The sequence below is a fragment of the Enterobacter sp. RHBSTW-00901 genome (assembly GCF_014103115.1).
Taxonomy (GTDB): Bacteria; Pseudomonadota; Gammaproteobacteria; order Enterobacterales; family Enterobacteriaceae; genus Enterobacter; species Enterobacter cloacae_P.
In genome coordinates this window covers 800,285-823,420 of the sequence record NZ_JABXPB010000001.1, presented here as the reverse complement: position 1 = coordinate 823,420, position 23,136 = coordinate 800,285, and the positions used below count along the sequence as shown (strand labels likewise).

Below are 23,136 nucleotides of genomic sequence, written 5' to 3'. Positions count from 1 at the left end.
TTTTTTTATCGGGCTATCAATTAAGCGCTTTTCTTCGCTTTTTTGTCAGCTTTTACGGCAGGTGCTTCAGTTTTTGCAACAGTATCACCTTCTTTGAACTCGCGGCCGTAGTAGGTATCCAGCAGGATCTGTTTCAGCTCGGAGATCAGTGGGTAGCGCGGGTTAGCACCGGTACACTGGTCATCGAATGCATCTTCAGACAGCTTATCTACGTGAGCGAGGAAGTCAGCTTCCTGTACGCCTGCTTCGCGGATGGATTTAGGAATACCCAGTTCAGCTTTAATGCTTTCCAGCCATGCCAGCAGTTTCTCAATCTTCGCAGCAGTACGGTCACCCGCAGCGCTCAGACCCAGGTGGTCTGCGATTTCAGCATAACGACGACGTGCTTGCGGACGGTCGTACTGGCTGAATGCAGTCTGCTTGGTTGGGTTGTCGTTAGCGTTATAACGGATAACGTTGCTGATCAACAGGGCGTTCGCCAGACCGTGAGGAATGTGGAACTGAGAACCCAGTTTGTGTGCCATTGAGTGGCAAACACCCAGGAAGGCGTTGGCAAACGCGATACCGGCGATGGTTGCTGCACTGTGTACACGCTCACGCGCTACCGGGTTTTTAGACCCTTCGTTGTAAGATGCTGGCAGGTTTTCTTTCAGCAGTTTCAGCGCCTGCAGAGCCTGGCCGTCAGAGAACTCAGAAGCCAGTACGGAAACATAGGCTTCCAGGGCGTGAGTTACAGCATCCAGACCACCGAACGCACACAGTGATTTCGGCATATCCATCACCAGGTTGGCATCAACGATAGCCATATCTGGGGTCAGCGCGTAGTCAGCCAGTGGGTATTTCTGGCCGGTCGCATCATCAGTTACAACCGCAAACGGTGTCACTTCTGAACCGGTACCGGAAGTGGTAGTCACAGCGATCATCTTCGCTTTTACGCCCATTTTCGGGAACTTGTAGATACGTTTACGGATGTCCATAAAGCGCAGTGCCAGTTCTTCGAAGTGCGTTTCAGGATGCTCGTACATAACCCACATGATTTTCGCGGCATCCATTGGGGAACCACCACCCAGTGCGATAATCACATCTGGTTTGAAGGAGTTCGCCAGTTCAGCACCTTTGCGAACAACGCTCAGTGTTGGGTCAGCTTCAACTTCAAAGAAGACTTCAGTTTCGACGCCAGCCGCTTTCAGAACAGAGGTGATCTGATCTGCGTAGCCGTTGTTGAACAGGAAACGGTCAGTCACGATGAGCGCACGTTTGTGGCCATCAGTAATCACTTCATCCAGCGCGATTGGCAGAGAGCCACGACGGAAGTAGATAGATTTCGGAAGTTTGTGCCACAACATGTTTTCAGCTCGCTTAGCAACGGTTTTCTTGTTGATCAGGTGTTTTGGACCAACGTTTTCAGAGATGGAGTTACCACCCCAGGAACCACAACCCAGAGTCAGGGAAGGTGCGAGTTTGAAGTTGTACAGGTCACCGATACCACCCTGAGAAGCCGGGGTGTTAATCAGGATACGTGCAGTCTTCATCTTCTGACCGAAGTGAGCAACACGTTCTGGCTGGTTATCCTGGTCGGTGTACAGGCAAGAGGTGTGACCGATACCGCCCATTGCAACCAGCTTCTCTGCTTTTTCTACCGCGTCATCAAAATCTTTTGCACGGTACATTGCCAGAGTAGGGGACAGTTTTTCGTGAGCAAACGGCTCGCTTTCGTCCACAACTTTAACTTCACCGATCAGGATCTTGGTGGTGACCGGAACGGTAAAGCCTGCGAGTTCAGCAATTTTATATGCTGGCTGACCAACGATAGCGGCGTTCAGCGCGCCATTTTTCAGAATGATGTCCTGAACGGCTTTCAGCTCTTTGCCCTGCAGCATGTAGCCACCGTGGCTGGCAAAACGTTCGCGAACAGCATCGTATACGGAATCAACAACCACTACAGACTGTTCAGATGCACAGATAACGCCGTTGTCGAAGGTTTTAGACATCAGTACAGACGCGACAGCACGTTTGATATCTGCGGTTTCGTCGATAACCACTGGCGTGTTACCTGCGCCTACGCCGATTGCCGGTTTACCGGAGCTGTATGCTGCTTTAACCATACCAGGACCACCGGTCGCCAGGATCAGGTTAATGTCCGGGTGGTGCATCAGTGCGTTGGACAGTTCAACAGACGGTTGATCGATCCAGCCGATGAGGTCTTTAGGTGCGCCAGCTGCAATGGCAGCCTGCAGGACGATATCCGCAGCTTTGTTGGTGGCGTCTTTCGCACGTGGGTGCGGGGAGAAGATAATTGCGTTACGGGTCTTCAGGCTGATCAATGATTTGAAGATAGCAGTAGACGTTGGGTTGGTGGTCGGAACGATACCGCAGATGATGCCGATAGGTTCTGCAATGGTGATCGTACCGAAGGTGTCGTCTTCAGACAGCACGCCACAGGTTTTCTCATCTTTATAGGCGTTGTAGATATACTCTGAAGCAAAGTGGTTTTTAATCACTTTATCTTCAACGATACCCATGCCGGATTCGGCAACGGCCATTTTAGCGAGAGGGATTCGAGCATCTGCAGCAGCCAGAGCGGCCGCGCGGAAGATTTTATCAACCTGTTCTTGGGTGAAATTGGCATATTCACGCTGGGCCTTTTTAACGCGCTCTACGAGGGCGTTCAGTTCAGCGATATTGGTAACAGCCATAATGCTCTCCTGATAATGTTTAAACTCTTTTAGTAAACCAGCGCTCGATACGTCAGACAGTATAGTCAGGGCTTATAGGACTTGCGTAACACACAGTAAAACAAAGGGTTACTTCCTGTCGATTCACTAATTTACTAAAAGAGCCTTACCTTAGCATCATACCTTTTTGATAGGTGATCTCCCTGGCGGCGTAATCAGATTACTCACTTCTGAGTACGGAAATCATGATCTGCATCAATTTTCCCCCAAGCTGATACCATTCAGCAGGGTTATTTCTTTGAGATTATTCCACTGTTAAATAATTACGTAACTATTGGAAGCGTGGCTATCATTGATTCTACAAATGTTTAACATCATGAAATGCTAACGTTTTGGCACAGATTTCTGGTGAAGTATGCTAATAAAAAGCGTATCTTCAGCGCGGTTCTACCATGACACAGTATCAGTCCCGGGCCATGCGCATAAGCGGAGCTAAACGTGATCCAAACGCTCTTTGATTTTCCAACATATTTTAAGTTTTTTATTGGTTTGTTTGCCCTGGTCAACCCGGTGGGGATTATCCCTGTCTTCATTAGTATGACCAGCTACCAGACGGCGGTGGCCAGGAACAAAACCAATCTCACGGCCAACCTGTCCGTGGCCATTATATTGCTTACCTCTCTTTATCTGGGGGATGCCATCCTGCAACTGTTTGGCATTTCCATTGACTCCTTCCGCATCGCGGGTGGGATCCTGGTGGTCACCATTGCCATGTCGATGATCAGCGGTAAGCTGGGGGAAGATAAACAGAACAAACAGGAGAAGTCAGAAACCGCCATTCGCGAGAGCATTGGTGTGGTGCCGCTGGCGTTACCGTTGATGGCAGGACCCGGGGCGATCAGTTCGACAATCGTCTGGGGGACTCGCTACCACAACCTGATGCACCTTATTGGTTTCTCCGTGGCGATTGCCATTTTTGCGCTTTGTTGTTGGGGCGTGTTCCGTATGGCTCCCTGGCTGGTGCGTTTGCTGGGACAGACGGGCATCAACGTCATTACCCGTATTATGGGTCTGTTATTGATGGCGCTGGGCATTGAGTTCATCGTCACCGGTATAAAGAGCATTTTCCCCGGACTGCTGCACTAACCACGTCATATGAATAAACGGAGCCACGGGCTCCGTTTTTTATGTGATTATCAGCAAATCATATTAATAAAGTTGAAATTTGCACAAACCATAATAAATTCTACTGATAATTGTAATTCAATGCATTTCAGTAACTTATGTGTTTTGTGTTTACCCGCCTGCACATAAATCCTGCGATCGATCTGTTATTTGACTCACATGATACTCTGGGGCTTGCTGAGAGATAACCGAAATGATATTAGTAATTTCAACGTTCCGTTAGAGGAATGTGCTAAATAATAACCAGTTGTTAAATTTTCGTACAAAACCAGTCAATGACAGCGCAGCGACGCGCTTGTAGAGAAAATTATCTCTATCATATTGAATAGCAGGGTGTTTCCCTGGTGTTTGGTGTCCGGCAGGGCTGCCCATAAAAACGCGGTACTCACCGTAAAAGAGAATTGCTTAACAAATTTGCAAAATGTATTGGCGCGAGTTTACGCCATTTGATACTTTCCGGCCTTATATTTTGCAGCATAAAACAAGTAGATGAGAATTATTTTCATATAGTCCTCTTCTCAGGTATCCAGCACACGTCCCAGACAGGGGAGGCGTGTTAAGAATCGACGCAAGACGGCCATACGAGCGGTCAGTAATAAAGAAGTCGGTGATAGCAAGAAGTAAAAAAAGAACCTGACAGCAGCAAAAAAAACTCCTGCGCTGTACAGGCCCCAACAGGGGATACACAGCTGGCGAAGGCCAGTAATTATAATGAGTGGAGTATCAACACAATGTCCATCATCACAAAAAAAAGTCTGATAGCAGCGGGTATTTTCACTGCGCTGATCGCGGGTAATATGGCAATGGCTGCCGACGTGCCTGCAGGTGTAACGCTTGCAGAAAAACAAACCATGATCCGTAACAACGGCGCTGAGCCGCAGTCTCTGGATCCGAACAAGATTGAAGGTGTTCCTGAAGCGAATATCAGTCGCGATCTGTTCGAAGGTCTGCTGATTACCTCGACGAAAGACGGTCACCCAATCCCGGGCGTGGCTGAAAGCTGGGATAATAAAGACTTTAAAGTCTGGACATTCCACCTGCGTAAAGACGCAAAATGGTCCAACGGTGAACCTGTCACCGCACAAGATTTCGTATATAGCTGGCAGCGTCTGGTTGATCCTAAAACGGCTTCTCCTTACGCCAGCTATCCGCAGTACGGTCACATCCTGAACGTTGATGAAATCATCGACGGTAAAAAAGCTCCATCAGAACTCGGCGTGAAAGCCATCGATGACCACACTCTGGAAGTCACCCTGAGCGAACCTGTTCCGTATTTCTACAAACTGCTGGTTAACCCGGCAATGTCTCCGGTTAACAAAACTGCCATCGAAAAATTCGGTGAGAAGTGGACTCAGCCAGCTAACATCGTCACTAACGGTGCTTATAAGCTGAAAGACTGGGTGGTTAACGAACGTATCGTGATGGAGCGTAACACCAACTACTGGGATAACGCGAAAACCATCGTAGACCAGATTACCTATCTGCCGATTTCCTCCGAAGTGACGGACGTTAACCGTTACCGCAGCGGCGAAATCGACATGACCTATAACAACCTGCCGATTGAACTCTTCCAGAAGCTGAAGAAAGAGATCCCAACCGAAGTTCACGTCGATCCGTACCTGTGTACGTATTACTACGAAATCAACAACCAGAAAGCGCCATTTACCGATGCTCGCGTACGTACTGCGCTGAAGCTGGGACTGGATCGCGATATCATCGTAAACAAAGTGAAAGCGCAGGGCGACCTGCCGGCATTCGGTTACACCCCGCCATACACAGATGGCGCGAAGCTGACCAAACCAGAGTGGTTCACCTGGACACAGGCAAAACGTAACGAAGAAGCGAAGAAACTGCTGGCCGAAGCGGGCTACACCGCAGACAAGCCGCTGACGTTTAACCTGCTGTATAACACCTCCGATCTGCACAAGAAACTGGCTATCGCGGCCGCATCCATCTGGAAGAAAAACCTGGGTGTGGATGTGAAGCTGGTGAACCAGGAGTGGAAAACCTTCCTGGATACCCGTCACCAGGGTAACTACGATGTGGCGCGTGCCGGCTGGTGTGCGGACTACAACGAACCTACGTCCTTCCTGAACACCATGCTGTCTGACAGCTCCATGAACACCGCGCACTATAAGAGCCCGGCGTTTGATTCAATCATGAAAGAAACGCTGCAAGTGACTGATGAGGCACAACGTACTGCCCTGTACGACAAAGCAGAGCAGCAGTTAGGTAAAGATTCTGCGATCGTTCCGGTTTACTACTACGTGAACGCGCGTCTGGTGAAACCTTGGGTTGGCGGTTATACCGGTAAAGACCCGATGGACAACATCTACACCAAAGATCTGTACATCATTAAGCATTAATGGCAATCCGTGGGGCAATGTTATTTGCCCCACTGTGTCTTAACTCATCGCACTATATGCACATGATTTTTCGGGTTCGCCAGAAAGAACATGTGCAAAAGGCACACGCCAGAAGGTACGGGCAATGTTGAAATTTATCCTACGTCGCTGTCTTGAAGCGATTCCGACGCTCTTTATTCTTATTACGATTTCGTTCTTCATGATGCGTCTTGCTCCCGGTAGTCCATTTACCAGCGAGCGTGCGCTGCCGCCAGAAGTGATGGCAAATATCGAAGCGAAATATCATTTAAACGATCCTATCTCCACCCAATACTTCAGTTATCTGAAGCAGCTGGCGCATGGCGATTTTGGGCCCTCGTTCAAATATAAAGACTATTCCGTTAACGACCTGGTGGCTTCAAGCTTCCCGGTCTCGGCTAAATTAGGTGCTGCGGCATTCTTCCTGGCCGTTATTCTCGGGGTTGCCGCGGGCGTTATTGCCGCACTAAAACAAAATACCAAATGGGATTATACCGTAATGGGGGTCGCAATGACCGGGGTCGTTATCCCCAGTTTCGTTGTGGCACCATTACTGGTGATGATATTTGCCATCACGCTGAAATGGCTGCCTGGTGGCGGCTGGAACGGCGGGGCACTGAAGTTTATGATTTTGCCGATGGTGGCATTATCACTGGCGTATATTGCCAGCATTGCGCGTATTACCCGTGGCTCGATGATTGAAGTGTTGCACTCAAACTTCATTCGTACCGCGCGTGCAAAGGGGCTGCCAATGCACCGGATTATTCTCCGTCACGCGCTTAAGCCTGCGCTGTTACCCGTACTGTCCTATATGGGCCCGGCCTTCGTCGGTATTATTACGGGTTCAATGGTGATTGAAACTATTTATGGCCTGCCAGGTATTGGCCAGCTGTTCGTTAACGGTGCGCTTAACCGCGATTACTCGCTGGTATTAAGCCTCACAATCCTTGTCGGAACGCTGACCATTCTCTTTAACGCAATTGTCGATGTGCTGTATGCCGTTATCGACCCGAAAATCCGTTACTAACACTGGAGCACGCCATGATGTTGAGTAAGAAAAACAGCGAGGCGCTGGAAAACTTCAGTGAAAAACTGGAAGTAGAAGGCCGTAGCCTCTGGCAAGATGCCCGTCGTCGTTTTATGCACAACCGTGCTGCCGTCACCAGTTTGTTTGTGCTGGTGTTGATTGCTCTGTTTGTGACCCTGGCTCCCATGCTGTCACAGTTCACCTATTTCGATACCGACTGGGGCATGATGTCCAGCGCGCCGGATATGACATCCGGGCACTATTTCGGTACGGATTCTTCCGGGCGTGATTTGCTGGTTCGTGTGGCGATTGGTGGCCGTATCTCGTTGATGGTCGGTATTGCCGCCGCGCTGGTGGCGGTGATCGTCGGTACGCTCTATGGCTCACTTTCCGGCTATCTTGGCGGTAAAGTGGACTCCGTAATGATGCGTCTGCTGGAGATATTAAACTCCTTCCCGTTCATGTTCTTCGTTATCCTGCTGGTGACCTTCTTTGGCCAGAATATCCTGCTGATCTTTGTGGCGATCGGGATGGTTTCCTGGCTGGACATGGCGCGTATTGTGCGCGGTCAAACGCTGAGCCTTAAACGCAAAGAGTTTATCGAAGCTGCACAGGTTGGTGGGGTATCAACCGGTAATATCGTGGTTCGACACATCGTTCCTAACGTACTGGGTGTGGTTGTGGTCTATGCCTCGCTGCTGGTGCCAAGCATGATCCTGTTTGAATCCTTCCTGAGCTTCCTGGGTCTGGGGACGCAAGAACCGTTGAGCAGCTGGGGTGCGCTTCTGAGTGATGGTGCAAACTCAATGGAAGTTTCTCCGTGGCTGCTGTTATATCCGGCGGGCTTCCTGGTCGTCACCCTGTTTTGTTTCAACTTTATCGGCGATGGCCTGCGTGATGCCCTCGACCCGAAAGACCGTTAAGGAGCGCCGTCATGACGATAATTGAAACGGCAACTGCGCCACAGGCGCAACAACAGAGCAAAATTCTGCTGGATGTCAAAGACCTCCGCGTCACCTTTAAAACGCCGGACGGAGATGTTACCGCCGTAAACGATCTCAACTTCAGCCTGCGTGCGGGTGAAACGCTGGGGATCGTGGGTGAATCCGGTTCGGGGAAATCACAAACGGCGTTTGCGCTGATGGGGCTTCTGGCGCAAAACGGGCGTATTGGTGGTTCCGCGACCTTCAACGGGAAAGAGATCCTGAACCTGCCGGAGCAGGAGCTGAACAAGCTTCGTGCTGAGCAGATTTCGATGATTTTCCAGGATCCGATGACGTCACTTAACCCGTATATGCGCGTCGGCGAACAGCTGATGGAAGTGCTGATGCTGCACAAAGGCATGGGCAAAGCGGAAGCGTTCGAAGAGTCCGTCAAAATGCTGGATGCGGTAAAAATGCCGGAAGCACGTAAGCGCATGCGCATGTTCCCGCACGAGTTTTCCGGCGGTATGCGCCAGCGCGTGATGATTGCGATGGCGCTGCTGTGTCGGCCAAAATTGCTGATCGCCGATGAACCGACCACCGCGCTGGACGTGACCGTTCAGGCGCAGATCATGACCCTGTTGAACGAGCTTAAGCGCGAATTCAACACGGCGATTATCATGATCACCCACGACCTGGGCGTGGTTGCGGGTATCTGCGACAAAGTGCTGGTGATGTATGCCGGTCGTACCATGGAATATGGTAAAGCGCGTGATGTGTTCTATCAGCCTGCGCATCCGTACTCAATTGGCCTGTTGAATGCTGTTCCACGCCTCGACGCGGAAGGCGAATCTCTGTTGACCATTCCGGGCAACCCGCCAAACCTGCTGCGTTTGCCGAAAGGCTGCCCGTTCCAGCCGCGCTGTCCGCACGCGATGGAAATCTGTAACAGCGCTCCGCCGCTGGACGAGTTTGCACCAGGCCGTCTGCGCGCCTGCTTTAAGCCGCAGGAGGATCTGGTATGAACGCATTAGATGAAAAAAGAAATGTACTGCTCGAAATCGCCGATCTGAAAGTGCATTTCGACATTAAAGACGGCAAGCAGTGGTTCTGGCAGCCGCCTAAAACCCTGAAAGCGGTGGATGGCGTCACGCTTCGCCTGTACGAAGGGGAAACCCTGGGCGTGGTGGGTGAGTCAGGCTGTGGTAAATCCACGTTTGCGCGCGCCATTATTGGCCTGGTGAAAGCGACGGGCGGTAAAGTGGCATGGCTGGGCAAAGATTTGCTGGGCATGAAGCCGGACGAGTGGCGCGATGTGCGTAGCGATATCCAGATGATTTTCCAGGATCCCCTGGCATCATTAAACCCGCGTATGACTATCGGTGAGATTATCTCCGAGCCGCTGCGCACCTATCATCCGAAGTTATCACGTCAGGAAGTGCGCGATCGTGTCAAGGCGATGATGCTGAAAGTCGGGCTGTTGCCTAACCTCATCAACCGCTACCCGCACGAATTCTCCGGCGGTCAGTGCCAGCGTATCGGTATTGCACGTGCGTTGATCCTCGAACCGAAGCTGATCATCTGTGATGAGCCAGTTTCTGCACTGGACGTTTCTATTCAGGCGCAGGTGGTTAACCTGCTGCAAAAACTGCAGCGTGAAATGGGGCTGTCGCTGATCTTCATTGCGCACGACCTGGCGGTGGTCAAACACATTTCTGACCGCGTACTGGTGATGTATCTGGGGCATGCCGTGGAACTGGGCACGTATGATGAGGTGTACCACAACCCGTTGCACCCTTATACCAAAGCGCTGATGTCGGCCGTACCGATCCCCGATCCCGATCTGGAAAAAAATAAAACCATCCAGCTTCTGGACGGTGAATTGCCATCGCCGATTAACCCGCCTTCAGGCTGCGTATTCCGTACGCGGTGTCCGATGGCAGGGCCGGAATGTGCGAAAACACGTCCGGTTCTGGAAGGCAGCTTCCGGCATGCGGTTTCCTGCCTGAAAGTCGATCCGTTATAAACATAAGGGCTGACATTACGTCAGCCCTTATCGTCTGTAGATGATAAAAAAGGCTGCATCGCAGCCTTTTTTATTATTCACGCCAGATAATATGGCACAGCTTGTGGTCTTTCTCGCGACACAGCAGCACGCGGGCAAAAATGTCGTTAATTTCACCACCATCTTCATCCGCCAGCCCAATCACGACTTCGGCGAAGAAATCAGGATTGAGGTCGAAATCCACGTGTTCGGCCCAGTCTTCTGCCGGGTCGAACAATTCGGCACCGCCGCGCTCTTCGAATTGCAGATTAAAGAGGATCACGTCTGCGGGATCGAGGTTATCAACCGCCAGTTCGAGAAAAATGTCATAGGCCTGCTCGAGCGTTTCGTCTTCGGTCAGGCGATTGTTCAGATCCATTTCCATGATGACTACCTGTTTAACATCGTTGGGCACGTTTTACAGCAACGGGCTAAAGAAGTAAAACAGTCGTTCGGCAATTCTCTGCCACAGCGGACGTTTCACCCACAGTCTGGCATCCAGCAGGCGCGAGCGGGAGATATAGTCATCCTGTACCGCCGCCAGATCGCCACCAAATCCGGAATCGTCTATCACCAGCGTGATCTCAAAATTTAGCCACAGGCTGCGCATATCGAGATTGACGGTTCCCACCAGGCTCAGCTCGCCGTCAACCAGTACGCTCTTGGTATGCAGAAGCCCGCCCTCGAACTGGTAAATTTTCACGCCAGCAGCCAGCAGTTCGGTAAAGAAGGCGCGGCTGGCCCAGCCCACGAGCAGCGAGTCATTTTTGCGCGGCATAATAATACTGACGTCCACACCACGCTGCGCAGCGGTACAAATCGCGTGCAGCAGATCATCGCTGGGAACAAAGTAGGGGGTGGTCATGATCAGATATTCACGCGCTGAGTAGGTGGCAGTGAGCAGCGCCTGATGAATCAAATCTTCCGGGAAACCCGGCCCGGAGGCGATGGTGTGAATAGTGTGGCCACTGGCCTCTTCAAACGGCATGATATTACCGTCCGGTGGCGGAGGAAGAATGCGTTTGCCGGTTTCAATTTCCCAGTCACAGGAGTAGACGATCCCCATAGAGGTGGCAATCGGGCCTTCCATTCTTGCCATCAGGTCGACCCATTGGCCGACGCCGGAATCTTGCTTGAAGAAACGCGGGTCAACCATGTTCATACTGCCGGTATAGGCAATATAGTTATCGATCATGATCATTTTTCGGTGCTGACGAAGATCCATGCGACGCAGAAAAACACGCAGCAGGTTGACCTTTAGCGCCTCAACCACTTCGATACCGGCATTACGCATCATGCCCGCCCAGGGGCTGCGGAAAAATGCGACGCTACCAGCGGAGTCCAGCATCAGGCGGCAGTGAATACCCCGGCGAGCGGCCGCCATCAGCGATTCTGCGACCTGATCGGCCATCCCACCGGGTTGCCAGATATAGAACACCATCTCAATGTTATGGCGAGCCAGCTGAATATCACGGATCAACGCCTGCATCACATCATCGGAGGTTGTCAGGAGCTGGAGCTGATTCCCTTTTACGCCGGCAATTCCCTGGCGACGCTCGCACAGTTTAAACAGCGAGGAAGCGACGCTACTGTTGTTCTCAGCGAAAATATGTTTACAGGCTTTAAGATCGTTGAGCCATTTTGCGGTGGAAGGCCACATGGCCCGGGCACGTTCGGCACGGCGCTTACCGAGATGAAGCTCACCGAACGAGAGATAGGCAATAATGCCCACCAACGGCAGGATGTAAATAATCAGTAGCCAGGCCATGGCAGAGGGTACGGCTCTGCGCTTCATCAGGATGCGCAACGTCACACCCGCGATTAACAGCCAGTATCCCAGAATGACCAGCCAACTCACCACGGTGTAGAAGGTTGTCATAGATAAGAAAATCCTTTTGAAAGCGTATTGTTATGAGTGTACGCATCAGGATTCATCTGGCAAATAAAAACGCCAGATAAAAGCGCTGGTTTGCTGAGGGGTTGGGTTTATAATGGGATTTCTGTTAGAGAAAGAGTTGTAGACATGAAGCGCAGTAGAACAGAAGTAGGGCGCTGGCGCATGTTGCGACAGGTGAGTCGTCGCAAGGCTCGTTGGCTGGAAGCACAATCCCGCCGCAATATGCGTATCCACGCTATCAGAAAATGTGGACTGGACAAACATCGTAACGCGTTGCTGTTCGCGATCCAGGATATCTGAGTACCATGAGGGCACCGTTAAGGTGCCCACTGTTTATGTCATTTCTCAATCTTTCCCCCAAACGAACTCCCCGATACTGCGCTCACCTGACAATTACCCGGCAATGAACTGACCGCGACTTATATTGATGGCTATAACGGCGTACAATAGCGCGACTGATATTTTTGGGACTATCGTTATTGCAGCGATATTCCCGTTGTTTTTAGCAAAAGGAGGGAGAAGTGTTTGCGGAGTTTGGAGTACTTAATTTCTGGACGTACGTCGTTGGCGCGTTCTTTATTGTGCTGGTTCCAGGGCCAAACACCTTGTTTGTGCTGAAAACCGGAATTGGTCACGGCGTCAAAAAAGGTTATCTGGCTGCGAGCGGCGTGTTCATCGGTGATGCTGTCTTGATGTTTCTGGCCTGGGCGGGTGTTGCCGCATTGATCCAGACTACCCCGGTTTTATTTAATATCGTGCGTTATCTGGGGGCGTTTTATCTGTTGTGGCTGGGCGGGAAAATGCTCTGGTCGGTTATCACCCGGCAGAATAATGCGCATGCGAATGGAGCCGAGCCTGCAAGCGCAATCATGAAGCGCGCGCTGGTATTGAGCCTGACGAACCCCAAAGCGATTCTGTTTTACGTTTCGTTCTTTGTGCAGTTTATTGACGTGAGTGCTGAAAATACGGGTACCTCTTTCCTGATCCTGGCGACGACTCTTGAGCTGATCAGCTTTATATATATGAGCTTCCTGATCTTCTCTGGTGCTTTTGTCACACGTTATCTTAAAACCAAAAAGAAACTGGCAAAGCTGGGGAATGGGCTGATAGGGTTGCTGTTTGTCGGATTTGCGGCGAGGTTAGCGTCGCTGCATTGAGAGAAAGGCTCCTGAGGGAGCCTTTTTTACATCAGAACACTTTCTTGTACGGTCGAACCGTGACCTTTTCGTACACACCGGCCGCAATGTACGGGTCGGCGTCGGCCCAGGATTTTGCCGCTTCCAGAGATTCAAACTCTGCAATCACCGTAGAGCCAGAGAAACCGGCTGCGCCAGGGTCATTGCTGTCTACTGCGGGCATTGGGCCCGCGGTCAGTAATCGGCCTTCATCATGCAGCAACTGTAAGCGCGCCAGATGGGCAGGGCGAACTGAAAGGCGTTTTTCCAGGGAATTAGCGATATCTTCAGCATAAATCACATAAAGCACGGCGAAGCTCCTTAACCGTTAAAAGTGTCATTTACGTTATGTGAAAGCACAATTGACTGCAATGTAAAGATAAAAACAATGTTAATACCCTGATCTAAATGCATCTTTTTGGACCTGCTGTGCGCTTAAATTGCGCGAAGACAAAGTGTCTTATTGAATATGATTGCTATTTGCATTTAAAATCGAGGTCTGGTTTTTTAATGTGATGATTATGACTTCGATGACCCTTGACCTACCTCGCCGCTTTCCCTGGCCGACGTTACTTTCTGTCGTTATTCACGGTGCCGTCGTTGCGGGGTTGCTCTATACCTCGGTTCATCAGGTTATTGAAATGCCCGCGCCAGCGCAGCCCATTTCTGTAGTGATGGTATCGCCAGCGGATCTCGAACCGCCGCAGGTCGCGCCACCACCAGCGCAGCCTCAGCCGGTTGCAGAACCAGAACCTGAACCGATCCCGGAACCGCCGAAAGAGGCCCCGGTGGTGATCCACAAGCCAGAACCGAAGCCTAAACCTAAGCCGAAGCCAAAACCAGTGAAGAAGGTGGAAGAACGTCCGAAACGCGAAGAACGTCCGGTTGAGCCTCACGCTACGCAAACGGTAGAGAATGCCGCACCGTCGCGTCCGGCGATGAATAATACCGCGACAGCGGCGAAACCGACGGTCACGGCACCCGCAGGCCCTCGTGCGCTGAGCCGCAACCAGCCGCAATACCCATCGCGTGCTCAGATGTTACGTATTGAAGGCCGCGTACGCGTGAAATTTGACGTAACACCGGACGGACGCGTGGAGAATGTAGAAATCCTGTCGGCACAGCCTTCTAACATGTTTGAACGCGAAGTTAAAACGGCGATGCGTAAATGGCGTTACGAAGCGGGTAAACCGGGTAGTGGGCTGACGGTGAATATTATTTTCCGCCTGAACGGCGGGGCGCAGATGGAATGAAAGAAGCCTCTGTAAAGAGGCTTCTTTTTACCTGACTCTCAGGACTGAGGAAGCTGACGAGGTTTGCCCTGGCTGTCTACAGCCACGTAAATAAACAACGCTTCCGTCGCCTTATAACGCTGTCCGATAGGTTCGGAAGAGACTTTTTTCACCCATACTTCAATGTTGATGGAAATCGACGTATTGCCACGTTTTACACAACGCGCGTAACAGCAGACCACATCACCCACTGCAACCGGGCGCAGGAAGGTCATTCCGTCCACTCTGACGGTAACAACACGGCCATGCGCGAGCTCTTTTGCCAGGATTGCGCCGCCCATGTCCATTTGCGACATTAACCAGCCGCCAAAAATATCGCCATTGGCATTCGTGTCAGCGGGCATTGCCAGTGTGCGTAATACCAGTTCGCCCTGAGGGGCGTCATTTGTTGTCATTGTTTTAACTCGTAACTGAAGACTTCAGGCGGGATGCTACTATGATTTTCGACTGGAGAAAATAGACCAGAACGCCTGCTGTACTACGTTCTGGTCATAACCGATCAGTGTTTGTCGTCCTGCGGCATGTGTCGATAAATATATACGCCGCTTAAGAGCGTGAAGATAAGCGTCAGCGCGGTCAGGCCAAAGACCTTAAAGTTGACCCAGATTTCTTCCGGTAACCAGAAGGCAATATAGATATTAGCCAGGCCACACAGAATGAAAAAGACGGCCCAGGCGAGGTTAAGGCGGGACCATACATCCTGCGGCAGAGTGAGTTCTTTACCCAGCATGCGCTGGATCAGCGGCTTTTTCATTACCCACTGGCTGACCAATAACGCGCCTGCAAACAGCGCATAAATCACTGTAACCTTCCATTTGATGAATTCAACATTGTGGAAGGCCAGGGTAAGCCCGCCGAATACGACCACCAGACCGAAAGTGATGAGCGCCATTTTTTCTACTTTGCGATAGCGGATCCAGCTATAGATCAGCACCACGGCGGTAGCAATGATCAGCGCATAGGTTGCCGCAAAAATGTCATACAACTTATAAAAAGCGAAAAAGACCACCAGCGGTAAAAAATCAAGAAACTGCTTCATTCTGTGATTCCATCTTCTGAGCAGGGCCGGGCGCAGCGATGCACCCAGCCTCAGGATTACTGACGAATTAACATATACAGGCGGAACAGATAGACCAGCAGTACAGCTGAAATCAGGTTGCTCAGCGTATTTGCCACCACCGCGCCAACATTTGGCGTTAACACAGCAAAGTTTGGTGCAAACAATAACAGGAGCGTTTTAGCAAGCAGCCAGCCGATCACGGCCGGAGCCACCAGGCGCATGTTAGACCACGCCAGCTTTGCACTGCTCCGCATTGCGGTGAAGATCCCCATTTTGTCCTGCACAACCATCACCGGCGCGAAGGAGAGCACTATAGCCAGTAACACACCCGGTACCACAATAAGCATAATCCCCATTTGCACCAGCATGGTGGTTAAAAAGATGAGGATAAACAGCTTCGGCAGTACAGGTGCGCTGGCACCGATAGCGCGTAATGCACTCACGCGATGGCCTGCGGACACGAGCTGGATCATCAGCAGTACACCACCCGCAAGAATGGCATTGCCAATCAGACCTGAAAAGGTTGAGGCAGCTGACGCGCGCAGCAGAATTTGCTGTTGCTCAGGCGTCATGTTCTGCACCAGGTCAAACAACCCCACGCTGCCCGCAAGATGGTCGCCCTGGCTCAGGCTGGCAATTTGTTCTTCACTCGGAGAGAACGCATGACCAAGCACCACCGTGATAAAGGCGCATAACAATGCGATCAGTAAAAAGGTTATGAACTGATTGCGGAAAAAATTTCCCGTGTCACGGTAGACAGAATTCGCCGTGATAGACATGCACTCTCCTTGAGTATTGCAGGTGTTAATTAGCCGGCAATTGTACACCGGATAACGCTGCCGTGGCAGCATCAAGGCTTGTATGGAAAAGCATATCTTTGTAAAGCGGAGGTAATCCGTAGTGCGCACGTGCGCGATTACAGGCTTCGTTAACCTGTCCATCCACCCCCGACATCGAAAAATCCCGGCATGGGCTGGGGCGCTGCTCGTAGATTTTACAACGCGTGGCCTCCCCGGGCGTGCCCTCCAGTGCCGAACAACGGCTCTGTTTTTGGTTCGTACCGCTCATGCAACGCAGAAAAGGAGAGACGGGCTCAGTGAGCTGAACCGGAACGGTACCGCCGCCATCGCTGGCTTCGGCCCAGTAGAAAGAGACTCGAAAATACGCACAACAGGCCCCGCACGTCATGCACGGATTGAGATCACTCATGGCACACCTGCAATAGAAGAACGCATCAAATCACATTGTGAGAGAGCTAAATTATCCAGAGCCAGAGAAGAGGGCAAGGGGGGATAAGGGGAAAATTTTCTCACTGTGAAATGGCAAAAATTGACTTAAAGACAAAATAACCATTTAGGGTGAGTTATAAAAAATTAACTCAGATCAATGAATGTTAACTTACTGGTTTTAATGTGATCTGTGTTAGATCACTTATTACTCATTTGTGAGTATATTGCCCCCGCAATTAAAACCACAACGATGGAGCGGATATGAAAAAATTAGCGGTGGCAGCCCTTGTCTTAAGCAGTCTCTCTGGTGGCGCGTACGCGCATGAAGCAGGCGAATTCTTTATTCGTGCCGGTTCGGCTACAGTTCGTCCGACTGAAGGTTCTGATAATGTGCTGGGGTTGGGCGGTTTTAACGTCAGCAATAATACCCAGTTAGGTTTGACGTTCACGTATATGGCAACAGATAACATCGGCGTTGAACTCCTGGCCGCAACGCCATTCCGCCATCATGTCGGAACCGGACCTACCGGAGATATCGCCACGGTAAACCTTTTACCTCCAACGCTGATGGCACAGTGGTACTTTGGTGATTCAAGCAGTAAGGTACGTCCGTACATCGGCGCGGGGGTGAACTACACCACCTTCTTTAATGAGAAATTTAACGATACCGGTAAAGACGCTGGGCTTTCCGATCTCAGCCTGAAAGACTCCTGGGGTATGGCGGGGCAGGTCGGTCTGGATTATCTGATAAACCGCGACTGGCTGATTAATATGTCAGTCTGGTATATGGATATCGATACCGATGTGCGCTTTAAAGCGGCTGGCGAGCAGCAAAGCATCAACACCCGTCTGGATCCGTGGGTATTTATGTTCTCAGCGGGTTACCGTTTCTAAGTTATTTCCTGAGACTGGCCAGATGATGGCCAGTTTTCTCTCCTCTGAAGTGATCCCTTGTAAAAAAGCCCCGGTATAACCGAGGCTTTATTTTTTAGCGTACAACCAGCACCGGACATTTTGCGTGGCGCACGACCACCGCAGCGTTTGATCCTAAAAGGTAAGTTGTAATATCAGGCCGATGAGAGGCAATAATAATCAGGTCAGCGTTGATGGTGTCCGCCAGCTTCAGGATCTGATCTTTCGGCGAGCCAGAAATGGCATGCGTCTGGATGCGGTCAGCGGGCAGGTTGAACTGTTTAACAATCTCATTCAGTTTCTCTAGTGCATCCTGCTGTATCTCAGCCAGTTTCGGCATCTCAACCGAATACGCCAGCCCAAGCGACGAGTAGTAAGGGAAAGACGGTATTACCGTCAGAAAATGAACTTTGGCGTTGTTGATTGCTGCGTTTACCTGAACATAGGGAACCACCTGTTCAGTCAGACGGCTCTCTGAAATATCGAGAGGGACTAAAATCGAATGGAACATGCCGTACCTCCTGTTTGTTTTTTATCCACTTCAAGTTTAGTCCTGGCGTAACCGCAGGCACTGTATTTGCTGTGAAAATGGGACTTAAGGCGGCTTTTATGGCAGAGAGAACGCCCCAGAGAGGGGCGCAAGGGGCATGTTACTTCTGGATCAAATAACGAATGGTAGGCCCATCCTGTTGAATATCCAGCACGGTGTAGCCGTGGTTTTGGGCATCCAGCGGAATATTGTTAATGGATTGCGGGCAATCGCTCACCACTTCCAGAATCTCACCTTTCCTGAGCTGTGGCAGCGCTTCAAGTGTGGCGACTGCCGGGTAAGGGCACGGTTCACCGATCATATCGAGGCGATAGTCAGGCACGATCTCTTTCATGCTGCATTCTCCCGGGGTTCAATGGTTGTGTCGGTACGACGACGGAAGAAGCGTTTTTCTTGCGCGACGACCAGTAAAAATGCGATCAGCAGCAGAGCGTATGTCACCACCAGTCCGCCGAGCGGGCCAAAGGTCTTCAGCAGGTTGACCTTGTCCCAGTTTGTCGCCAGCACGGGCGACATGTCATCCCAGTAGTATGCCAGGATTGTAGAGCCGATCACGTTTCCCAGACCCACCCACCAGTAATGCACCTGACCTTCCACGGCGCGGTACATCCAGCCGGTTTCGCAACCGCCAGCGAGCACAATTCCAAAACCAAACAGCAGCCCGCCAATCACTGCATTAGGGCCCGCCCACATGATTTTCGGTTCAACGCCAAGTTGCACATAGCTGAAGATGCCGATCGCGCTGACAGCCATACCGGCGATAATTGCTTTGGCCATCATGGTACGGCCGGTGATCCACATGTCGCGAAACGCAGAGGTAAAGCAGATTTGTGCGCGCTCAATCAGCAGACCAAAGCCCACGCCAAACAGCATGGCTAACCCCAGTTTTGGCTGGTTCAGTGCAGTGCAAATAGCCCATGCAACCATCGCAAAAAAGACCAGCATACCCAGGCGGAAACGGCGGCGTGCCTGCGCCGGTTTTTGCGTCAGTGGTGAAGCTGCACTGACTTTGACCATCCTGACGGGAATGCGAAACAGCGGCAGTAGAGTGAATTTCGCGCCGAAATAAGAACCTATGGCCGTGGCGATGGCAAAGAACCAGGCATGTAGCGAAAACTGCGGAATGCCAGTCAAAGAAGGCGGCAAGGTTACAGCCCATTGCGAGGCGAGCGCCGAACCCGGCGATCATCCCCCCAATCACCGCCTGCATGATGCGAATACGGCTCTTTGGCATTCTCAGTTTAACGTTGTTCGCCCACAGTGCCGCGGCAAAACAGCCGCCGAACATACCGATAATCATCATTCCGTCGATGCGAGTCAGCGGTGTGCCATCCAGATGGATAAGTTTATAGTAACCCCATTCTTCGGCATGCACGCCCGCCATCTGCAGCAGTTGCCCGCCCCAGCGGGTAAACTCGCCGGTAACGGCCCAAAAGGTGCCAGTAATGCCGAAATAATAGGTAGACAGGATCCCCGCAGCGATGACTGCCGGTACTGGTGACCAGAACTTAACCAGGTAAGTCTGTTTGAAGTATTGCCATGACATGTGTAAGCCTCTGAACTCAGAAGGTATATGTGGATTTAACGGCCTGGAATATATAACCTTTTTCCTGTCTCCAAAACCTCTCCAGAACGTTTCACCAAAATACCTCGCTTTTTTATGACTTTCATCATTAAACCGCACAGCTTAAAGATTGCCTGCACGGCTCCAGAATTAAGACAGCAAGCAAAGCTCGTGATGATGAAAAGGGACGCGTCAGACGCGTCCCTTCTTTAATGGTTAACGAACAAACACCGTGAGTAAAATAATCAGGGCTGCGAAAATAATGACCTGAATAAACACAGACTCCACGCTACGTTTACGCATGCATCCCTCCCGGTGACTCGAATATCAGCCAGATACCGCCCAGCAGCACCAACAGACCGATAACGAAAAAGGTAAGCGCGATAATCCGGTCATGTGAATGCTTCATATCAGCCTCCTCTGTGTCGAATCAAAACCACTGACCAAACCGTTTGATATAAAAGCGTTTCATCCCCTGCGCCACGAGACAGTAGCTCAGAAGCGTCGCCACCAGCCACGGGAAGTAGCTTAACGGCAGCGGCTCAAGCCCCACCATCGCCCCCAGCGGCGAGAACGGTATATAGATACCGATGACCATAACGCAGGCGGTGGTCAGCAGCACCGGTAGCGTCGCGCGGCTCTGAATAAACGGGATCTTCTGCGTCCTTAACATGTGCACCACCAGCGTTTGCGACAACAGCCCTTCAATAAACCAGCCGGACTGGAACAGCGCCTGGGCCTCAACGTGGTTTGCCGCAAAGACGTACCACATCAGCGCAAAGGTGGTGATGTCGAAAATGGACGACGTCGGTCCAATCCACAACATGAAGCGGCCGATGTTTTTGGCATCCCACTTGCGCGGTTTACTCAAAAACTCTTTATCCATTTTGTCCCACGGTAGCGACAGCTGGGAGATGTCGTACATCAGGTTCTGGATCAGCAGATGGATCGCCAGCATCGGCAGGAACGGGATAAACGCGCTGGCTACCAGTACGGAAAAAACGTTGCCGAAGTTAGAGCTGGCGGTCATATTCAGGTACTTGATGATATTGCCGAAGGTTTCACGACCTTTGATCACGCCTTCTTCCAGCACCATCAGATCTTTTTCCAGCAGGATAATATCCGATGACTCTTTGGCGATATCCGCCGCGCTGTCGACGGAAATGCCCACATCGGCATCGCGGAGTGCCGGAGCATCGTTAATGCCGTCGCCGAGAAAACCGACGGTATGTCCGTTCTTTTGCAGCGCCTTCAGAATGCGGGATTTCTGCAGTGGCGTCAGTTTGGCGAACACAGAACGTTGCTCCACCGCCTGCGCCAGTTCGCGATCTGACATGGTCTCCACCTCGGTGCCTGTCAGAATACCGTGCGGATCGATCCCCACCTCAAGGCAGATACGGGCAGTCACCACAGGGTTGTCGCCGGTGAGCACCTTCACCGCCACGCCGTTGTCGCGCAGTGCGGTAATGGCCTTTTCCGCACTCTCTTTCGGCGGGTCAAGGAACGTCAGCATCCCTTCTATCGTCAGTTCCTGTTCATCCCCGGCGCAAAGTGCCTGATTACGCGGTGAGTCGTCCAGCGAACGGGTCGCCACCAGCAGTACGCGAAACCCCTGCGCATTGTAATCCTGTGTTTTCGCCAACAGCAGGTCGCGACGCGTCTCGTCCAGCGCCACTACGCGGTCTCCTTCGCGCAGGTGCGTGGCGACCATCAGCATCTCTTCCACCGCGCCTTTGCAGATGAGACTTCTGCGGCCGTCGCGCACATCTTCCACCGAAACAGAAACGCGGCGGCGCACAAAATCGAAGGGCAGCTCATCGAGCTTAACGAAGCTCTCCTTCACGGCGGGTGCCAGACGCCCCTCACCAACGTGTAAGATCGCACGATCCATCAGGTTACGGGTGCCGCTCTGGCTGTTGCTGTTGAGCCAGGCCAGCGCCAGTACCCGGCTGCTTTCGCTACCACGCATGTCCAGGTGATGCTCCAGGATAATGTGGTCCTGCGTCAGGGTGCCGGTTTTATCGGTACATAACACATCCATTGCGCCAAAGTTCTGAATAGCGTTCAGCCGCTTGACGATCACTTTGCGTCTCGACATGGCAATAGCGCCCTTCGCCAGGTTCGAACTGACGATCATCGGCAGCATTTCCGGGGTTAAACCGACGGCAACCGCCAGCGCAAACAGCGATGCCTCGACCCAGTCACCTTTGCTGAAGCCGTTAATCAGCAGCACAATGGGCACCATCACCAGCATAAAACGGATAAGCAACCAGCTGACGCTGTTCACACCGCGGTCGAACGCCGTTTGCGAGCGTGTACCGACGATGGATTTTGCCAGCGACCCGAACCAGGTCTGGCCGCCTGTCGCCATGACCACCGCCTGCGCTCTGCCGCTGGTCACGTTGGTGCCCATCAGGCAGATGTTGCCAAGTTCCAGCAGGCCTTTGCTGCGATCGGGGGCCGGTAGCCGCTGGCTGTCTTTACCAGAGACGCTCGCCATCACGTCATATTTTTCCACCGGTAAAGATTCGCCGGTAAGAATCGACTGGCTGACAAACAGGTCCCGGGACTCCAGCAGGCGCACATCCGCAGGCACCAGATCGCCCGCCGCGAGGAAGATAATGTCGCCCGGCACCAGCTCCTCAATGGCGATTTCCATTTTGACCGACTCATTATCTTCACCGCCCCGACGCAGCACCGTGGCGGTGGTTCTTACCATTGATTTCAGCGCCTGGGCGGCCTTGTTGGTACGAAACTCCTGCCAGAAACGCAGTAAGCCGCTCAGGCTGACCATGGTCAGAATGATAGTGACCCCCGTCAGATCGGTTTCCTCTCCACTGCGTAGCGGAAGCCAGTAGTCGGTGAAGAAACTCACGACGGCAAGCGCCATCAGAACGTAGATAAACGGGTTATTGAATGCCTGCAGCAGTTGAACCAGCGCTGGCGGCGCTTTCTCATGCGCCACCTCGTTGCGGCCATACGCGAACAGTCGCTCGCGGGCGTCATCGACGTACAGACCGCGACGATCGCTCTCGAGTCGTGAGAGCGTATGCTCCGGGCTGTTAAATGCTTCCGCTTCGATCGCAAAGCGTTTCTTATTTTGCTTATCATTTTCTGACGCCAGCCGGTTTAATTTCCGGTTTTCTACTTTCATGTCAGTCATGATTTATCCCCACTTTAAGACGTGTGTATCCCTGCATAAAAAACTATGCATAATTT

General features: G+C 51.7%; 23 protein-coding genes and 1 pseudogene. 10 read left to right on the top strand and 14 right to left on the bottom strand.

Going from position 1 to position 23,136, the window contains the following annotated elements; all coding sequences use genetic code 11:
- Nucleotides 1-20 precede the first annotated feature (20 nt).
- Complete coding sequence (adhE, locus tag HV318_RS04100; RefSeq protein ID WP_182271684.1) at nt 21-2,696, bottom strand: bifunctional acetaldehyde-CoA/alcohol dehydrogenase; 2,676 nt, start codon at nt 2,694-2,696, stop codon at nt 21-23.
- Nucleotides 2,697-3,173: 477 nt separating this feature from the next.
- On the opposite strand from adhE, the gene HV318_RS04095 reads away from it, so the two are divergent.
- The 6 genes from HV318_RS04095 (at nt 3,174) to oppF (ending at nt 10,220) form a co-directional block, all read left to right on the top strand.
- Complete coding sequence (locus tag HV318_RS04095; protein ID WP_182271683.1) at nt 3,174-3,821, top strand: YchE family NAAT transporter; 648 nt, start codon at nt 3,174-3,176, stop codon at nt 3,819-3,821.
- A gap of 770 nt (nt 3,822-4,591) precedes the next feature.
- Nucleotides 4,592-6,226, top strand: coding sequence for an oligopeptide ABC transporter substrate-binding protein OppA (oppA, locus tag HV318_RS04090; RefSeq protein WP_182271682.1), 1,635 nt, complete (start codon nt 4,592-4,594; stop codon nt 6,224-6,226).
- A 124-nt stretch (nt 6,227-6,350) separates the two neighbouring features.
- Complete coding sequence (gene oppB, locus HV318_RS04085; protein ID WP_182271681.1) at nt 6,351-7,271, top strand: oligopeptide ABC transporter permease OppB; 921 nt, start codon at nt 6,351-6,353, stop codon at nt 7,269-7,271.
- 14 nt (nt 7,272-7,285) lie between these two features.
- Nucleotides 7,286-8,194 (top strand): oligopeptide ABC transporter permease OppC, encoded by a 909-nt coding sequence (gene oppC, locus HV318_RS04080; protein ID WP_182271680.1) that lies wholly within the window; start codon nt 7,286-7,288, stop codon nt 8,192-8,194.
- An 11-nt stretch (nt 8,195-8,205) separates the two neighbouring features.
- Nucleotides 8,206-9,219, top strand: coding sequence for an ABC transporter ATP-binding protein (locus HV318_RS04075; RefSeq protein WP_182271679.1), 1,014 nt, complete (start codon nt 8,206-8,208; stop codon nt 9,217-9,219).
- The gene (gene oppF / locus HV318_RS04070; protein ID WP_182271678.1) at nt 9,216-10,220 is read left to right on the top strand and encodes a murein tripeptide/oligopeptide ABC transporter ATP-binding protein OppF; all 1,005 of its coding nucleotides are present in this window, start codon (nt 9,216-9,218) and stop codon (nt 10,218-10,220) included. Before HV318_RS04075 ends, oppF begins: the two co-directional genes overlap by 4 nt.
- 73 nt (nt 10,221-10,293) lie before the next feature.
- Here oppF and HV318_RS04065 read toward each other — a convergent pair whose 3' ends face one another.
- Nucleotides 10,294-10,623, bottom strand: a complete 330-nt coding sequence (locus HV318_RS04065; protein WP_014832243.1) for an HI1450 family dsDNA-mimic protein — start codon at nt 10,621-10,623, stop codon at nt 10,294-10,296.
- A gap of 33 nt (nt 10,624-10,656) precedes the next feature.
- Nucleotides 10,657-12,117, bottom strand: coding sequence for a cardiolipin synthase (gene cls / locus HV318_RS04060; protein WP_182271677.1), 1,461 nt, complete (start codon nt 12,115-12,117; stop codon nt 10,657-10,659).
- Nucleotides 12,118-12,261: 144 nt separating this feature from the next.
- Here cls and HV318_RS04055 point away from each other — a divergent pair, with 144 nt between their 5' ends.
- Both HV318_RS04055 and leuE read left to right on the top strand, forming a co-directional pair.
- The gene (locus HV318_RS04055) at nt 12,262-12,435 is read left to right on the top strand and encodes a YciY family protein (RefSeq protein WP_182271676.1); all 174 of its coding nucleotides are present in this window, start codon (nt 12,262-12,264) and stop codon (nt 12,433-12,435) included.
- Between the two features lie 221 nt (nt 12,436-12,656).
- On the top strand, nt 12,657-13,292 hold the full coding sequence (leuE, locus tag HV318_RS04050; RefSeq protein WP_182271675.1) for a leucine efflux protein LeuE: 636 nt from the start codon (nt 12,657-12,659) through the stop codon (nt 13,290-13,292).
- Between the two features lie 31 nt (nt 13,293-13,323).
- Here the strand turns inward: leuE and HV318_RS04045 are convergent, their stop codons facing one another.
- Nucleotides 13,324-13,620, bottom strand: coding sequence for a YciI family protein (locus HV318_RS04045; RefSeq protein WP_182271674.1), 297 nt, complete (start codon nt 13,618-13,620; stop codon nt 13,324-13,326).
- A 220-nt stretch (nt 13,621-13,840) separates the two neighbouring features.
- Between HV318_RS04045 and tonB the strand changes: the two genes are divergently transcribed.
- On the top strand, nt 13,841-14,563 hold the full coding sequence (gene tonB, locus HV318_RS04040) for a TonB system transport protein TonB (RefSeq protein ID WP_182274524.1): 723 nt from the start codon (nt 13,841-13,843) through the stop codon (nt 14,561-14,563).
- A gap of 38 nt (nt 14,564-14,601) precedes the next feature.
- On the opposite strand, the gene yciA is transcribed toward tonB, so the two are convergent.
- The 4 genes from yciA to HV318_RS04020 form a co-directional block, all read right to left on the bottom strand.
- A complete protein-coding gene (yciA, locus tag HV318_RS04035; RefSeq protein ID WP_182271673.1) occupies nt 14,602-14,997 on the bottom strand; it encodes an acyl-CoA thioester hydrolase YciA in 396 nt (131 codons plus the stop codon).
- A gap of 104 nt (nt 14,998-15,101) precedes the next feature.
- Entirely contained in the window at nt 15,102-15,641 is a 540-nt protein-coding gene (locus HV318_RS04030; protein ID WP_182271672.1) for a septation protein A, read from the bottom strand.
- 56 nt (nt 15,642-15,697) lie between these two features.
- Nucleotides 15,698-16,441 carry a YciC family protein gene (locus HV318_RS04025; protein ID WP_182271671.1) on the bottom strand — a complete coding sequence of 248 codons (744 nt, stop codon included), beginning with the start codon at nt 16,439-16,441 and terminating at the stop codon, nt 15,698-15,700.
- 25 nt (nt 16,442-16,466) lie between these two features.
- Nucleotides 16,467-16,871 (bottom strand): YkgJ family cysteine cluster protein, encoded by a 405-nt coding sequence (locus tag HV318_RS04020; RefSeq protein WP_182271670.1) that lies wholly within the window; start codon nt 16,869-16,871, stop codon nt 16,467-16,469.
- Nucleotides 16,872-17,152: 281 nt separating this feature from the next.
- Here HV318_RS04020 and ompW point away from each other — a divergent pair, with 281 nt between their 5' ends.
- Entirely contained in the window at nt 17,153-17,785 is a 633-nt protein-coding gene (gene ompW, locus HV318_RS04015) for an outer membrane protein OmpW (protein ID WP_182271669.1), read from the top strand.
- Between the two features lie 94 nt (nt 17,786-17,879).
- Here ompW and uspF read toward each other — a convergent pair whose 3' ends face one another.
- The 6 genes and pseudogenes from uspF to mgtA form a co-directional block, all read right to left on the bottom strand.
- Nucleotides 17,880-18,314: a universal stress protein UspF gene (uspF, locus tag HV318_RS04010; protein WP_182271668.1), complete on the bottom strand. Its 435-nt coding sequence runs from the start codon at nt 18,312-18,314 to the stop codon at nt 17,880-17,882.
- 139 nt (nt 18,315-18,453) lie between these two features.
- Nucleotides 18,454-18,687, bottom strand: coding sequence for a sulfurtransferase-like selenium metabolism protein YedF (gene yedF, locus HV318_RS04005; protein WP_182271667.1), 234 nt, complete (start codon nt 18,685-18,687; stop codon nt 18,454-18,456).
- Nucleotides 18,684-19,899: pseudogene (gene yedE / locus HV318_RS04000) on the bottom strand (selenium metabolism membrane protein YedE/FdhT). Before yedE ends, yedF begins: the two are co-directional and overlap by 4 nt.
- A 234-nt stretch (nt 19,900-20,133) precedes the next feature.
- Nucleotides 20,134-20,220 (bottom strand): magnesium transporter protection protein MgtU, encoded by an 87-nt coding sequence (gene mgtU / locus HV318_RS24480; protein WP_395121666.1) that lies wholly within the window; start codon nt 20,218-20,220, stop codon nt 20,134-20,136.
- A complete protein-coding gene (gene mgtR / locus HV318_RS03995; protein ID WP_182271666.1) occupies nt 20,213-20,326 on the bottom strand; it encodes a protein MgtR in 114 nt (37 codons plus the stop codon). Before mgtR ends, mgtU begins: the two co-directional genes overlap by 8 nt.
- A 21-nt stretch (nt 20,327-20,347) precedes the next feature.
- Nucleotides 20,348-23,080, bottom strand: a complete 2,733-nt coding sequence (gene mgtA, locus HV318_RS03990; protein ID WP_182271665.1) for a magnesium-translocating P-type ATPase — start codon at nt 23,078-23,080, stop codon at nt 20,348-20,350.
- Nucleotides 23,081-23,136: the final 56 nt, after the last annotated feature.

Coding starts and splice junctions, on each gene's coding strand:
- adhE (WP_182271684.1), bottom strand. CDS start 2,696: ATGGCTGTTACCAATATCGCTGAACTGAACGCCCTCGTAGAGCGCGTT.
- oppA (WP_182271682.1), top strand. CDS start 4,592: ATGTCCATCATCACAAAAAAAAGTCTGATAGCAGCGGGTATTTTCACT.
- oppB (WP_182271681.1), top strand. CDS start 6,351: ATGTTGAAATTTATCCTACGTCGCTGTCTTGAAGCGATTCCGACGCTC.
- oppC (WP_182271680.1), top strand. CDS start 7,286: ATGATGTTGAGTAAGAAAAACAGCGAGGCGCTGGAAAACTTCAGTGAA.
- HV318_RS04075 (WP_182271679.1), top strand. CDS start 8,206: ATGACGATAATTGAAACGGCAACTGCGCCACAGGCGCAACAACAGAGC.
- oppF (WP_182271678.1), top strand. CDS start 9,216: ATGAACGCATTAGATGAAAAAAGAAATGTACTGCTCGAAATCGCCGAT.
- HV318_RS04065 (WP_014832243.1), bottom strand. CDS start 10,623: ATGGAAATGGATCTGAACAATCGCCTGACCGAAGACGAAACGCTCGAG.
- cls (WP_182271677.1), bottom strand. CDS start 12,117: ATGACAACCTTCTACACCGTGGTGAGTTGGCTGGTCATTCTGGGATAC.
- HV318_RS04055 (WP_182271676.1), top strand. CDS start 12,262: ATGAAGCGCAGTAGAACAGAAGTAGGGCGCTGGCGCATGTTGCGACAG.
- tonB (WP_182274524.1), top strand. CDS start 13,841: ATGACCCTTGACCTACCTCGCCGCTTTCCCTGGCCGACGTTACTTTCT.
- yciA (WP_182271673.1), bottom strand. CDS start 14,997: ATGACAACAAATGACGCCCCTCAGGGCGAACTGGTATTACGCACACTG.
- HV318_RS04030 (WP_182271672.1), bottom strand. CDS start 15,641: ATGAAGCAGTTTCTTGATTTTTTACCGCTGGTGGTCTTTTTCGCTTTT.
- HV318_RS04025 (WP_182271671.1), bottom strand. CDS start 16,441: ATGTCTATCACGGCGAATTCTGTCTACCGTGACACGGGAAATTTTTTC.
- HV318_RS04020 (WP_182271670.1), bottom strand. CDS start 16,871: ATGAGTGATCTCAATCCGTGCATGACGTGCGGGGCCTGTTGTGCGTAT.
- ompW (WP_182271669.1), top strand. CDS start 17,153: ATGAAAAAATTAGCGGTGGCAGCCCTTGTCTTAAGCAGTCTCTCTGGT.
- uspF (WP_182271668.1), bottom strand. CDS start 18,314: ATGTTCCATTCGATTTTAGTCCCTCTCGATATTTCAGAGAGCCGTCTG.
- yedF (WP_182271667.1), bottom strand. CDS start 18,687: ATGAAAGAGATCGTGCCTGACTATCGCCTCGATATGATCGGTGAACCG.
- mgtU (WP_395121666.1), bottom strand. CDS start 20,220: ATGCGTAAACGTAGCGTGGAGTCTGTGTTTATTCAGGTCATTATTTTC.
- mgtR (WP_182271666.1), bottom strand. CDS start 20,326: ATGAAGCATTCACATGACCGGATTATCGCGCTTACCTTTTTCGTTATC.
- mgtA (WP_182271665.1), bottom strand. CDS start 23,080: ATGACTGACATGAAAGTAGAAAACCGGAAATTAAACCGGCTGGCGTCA.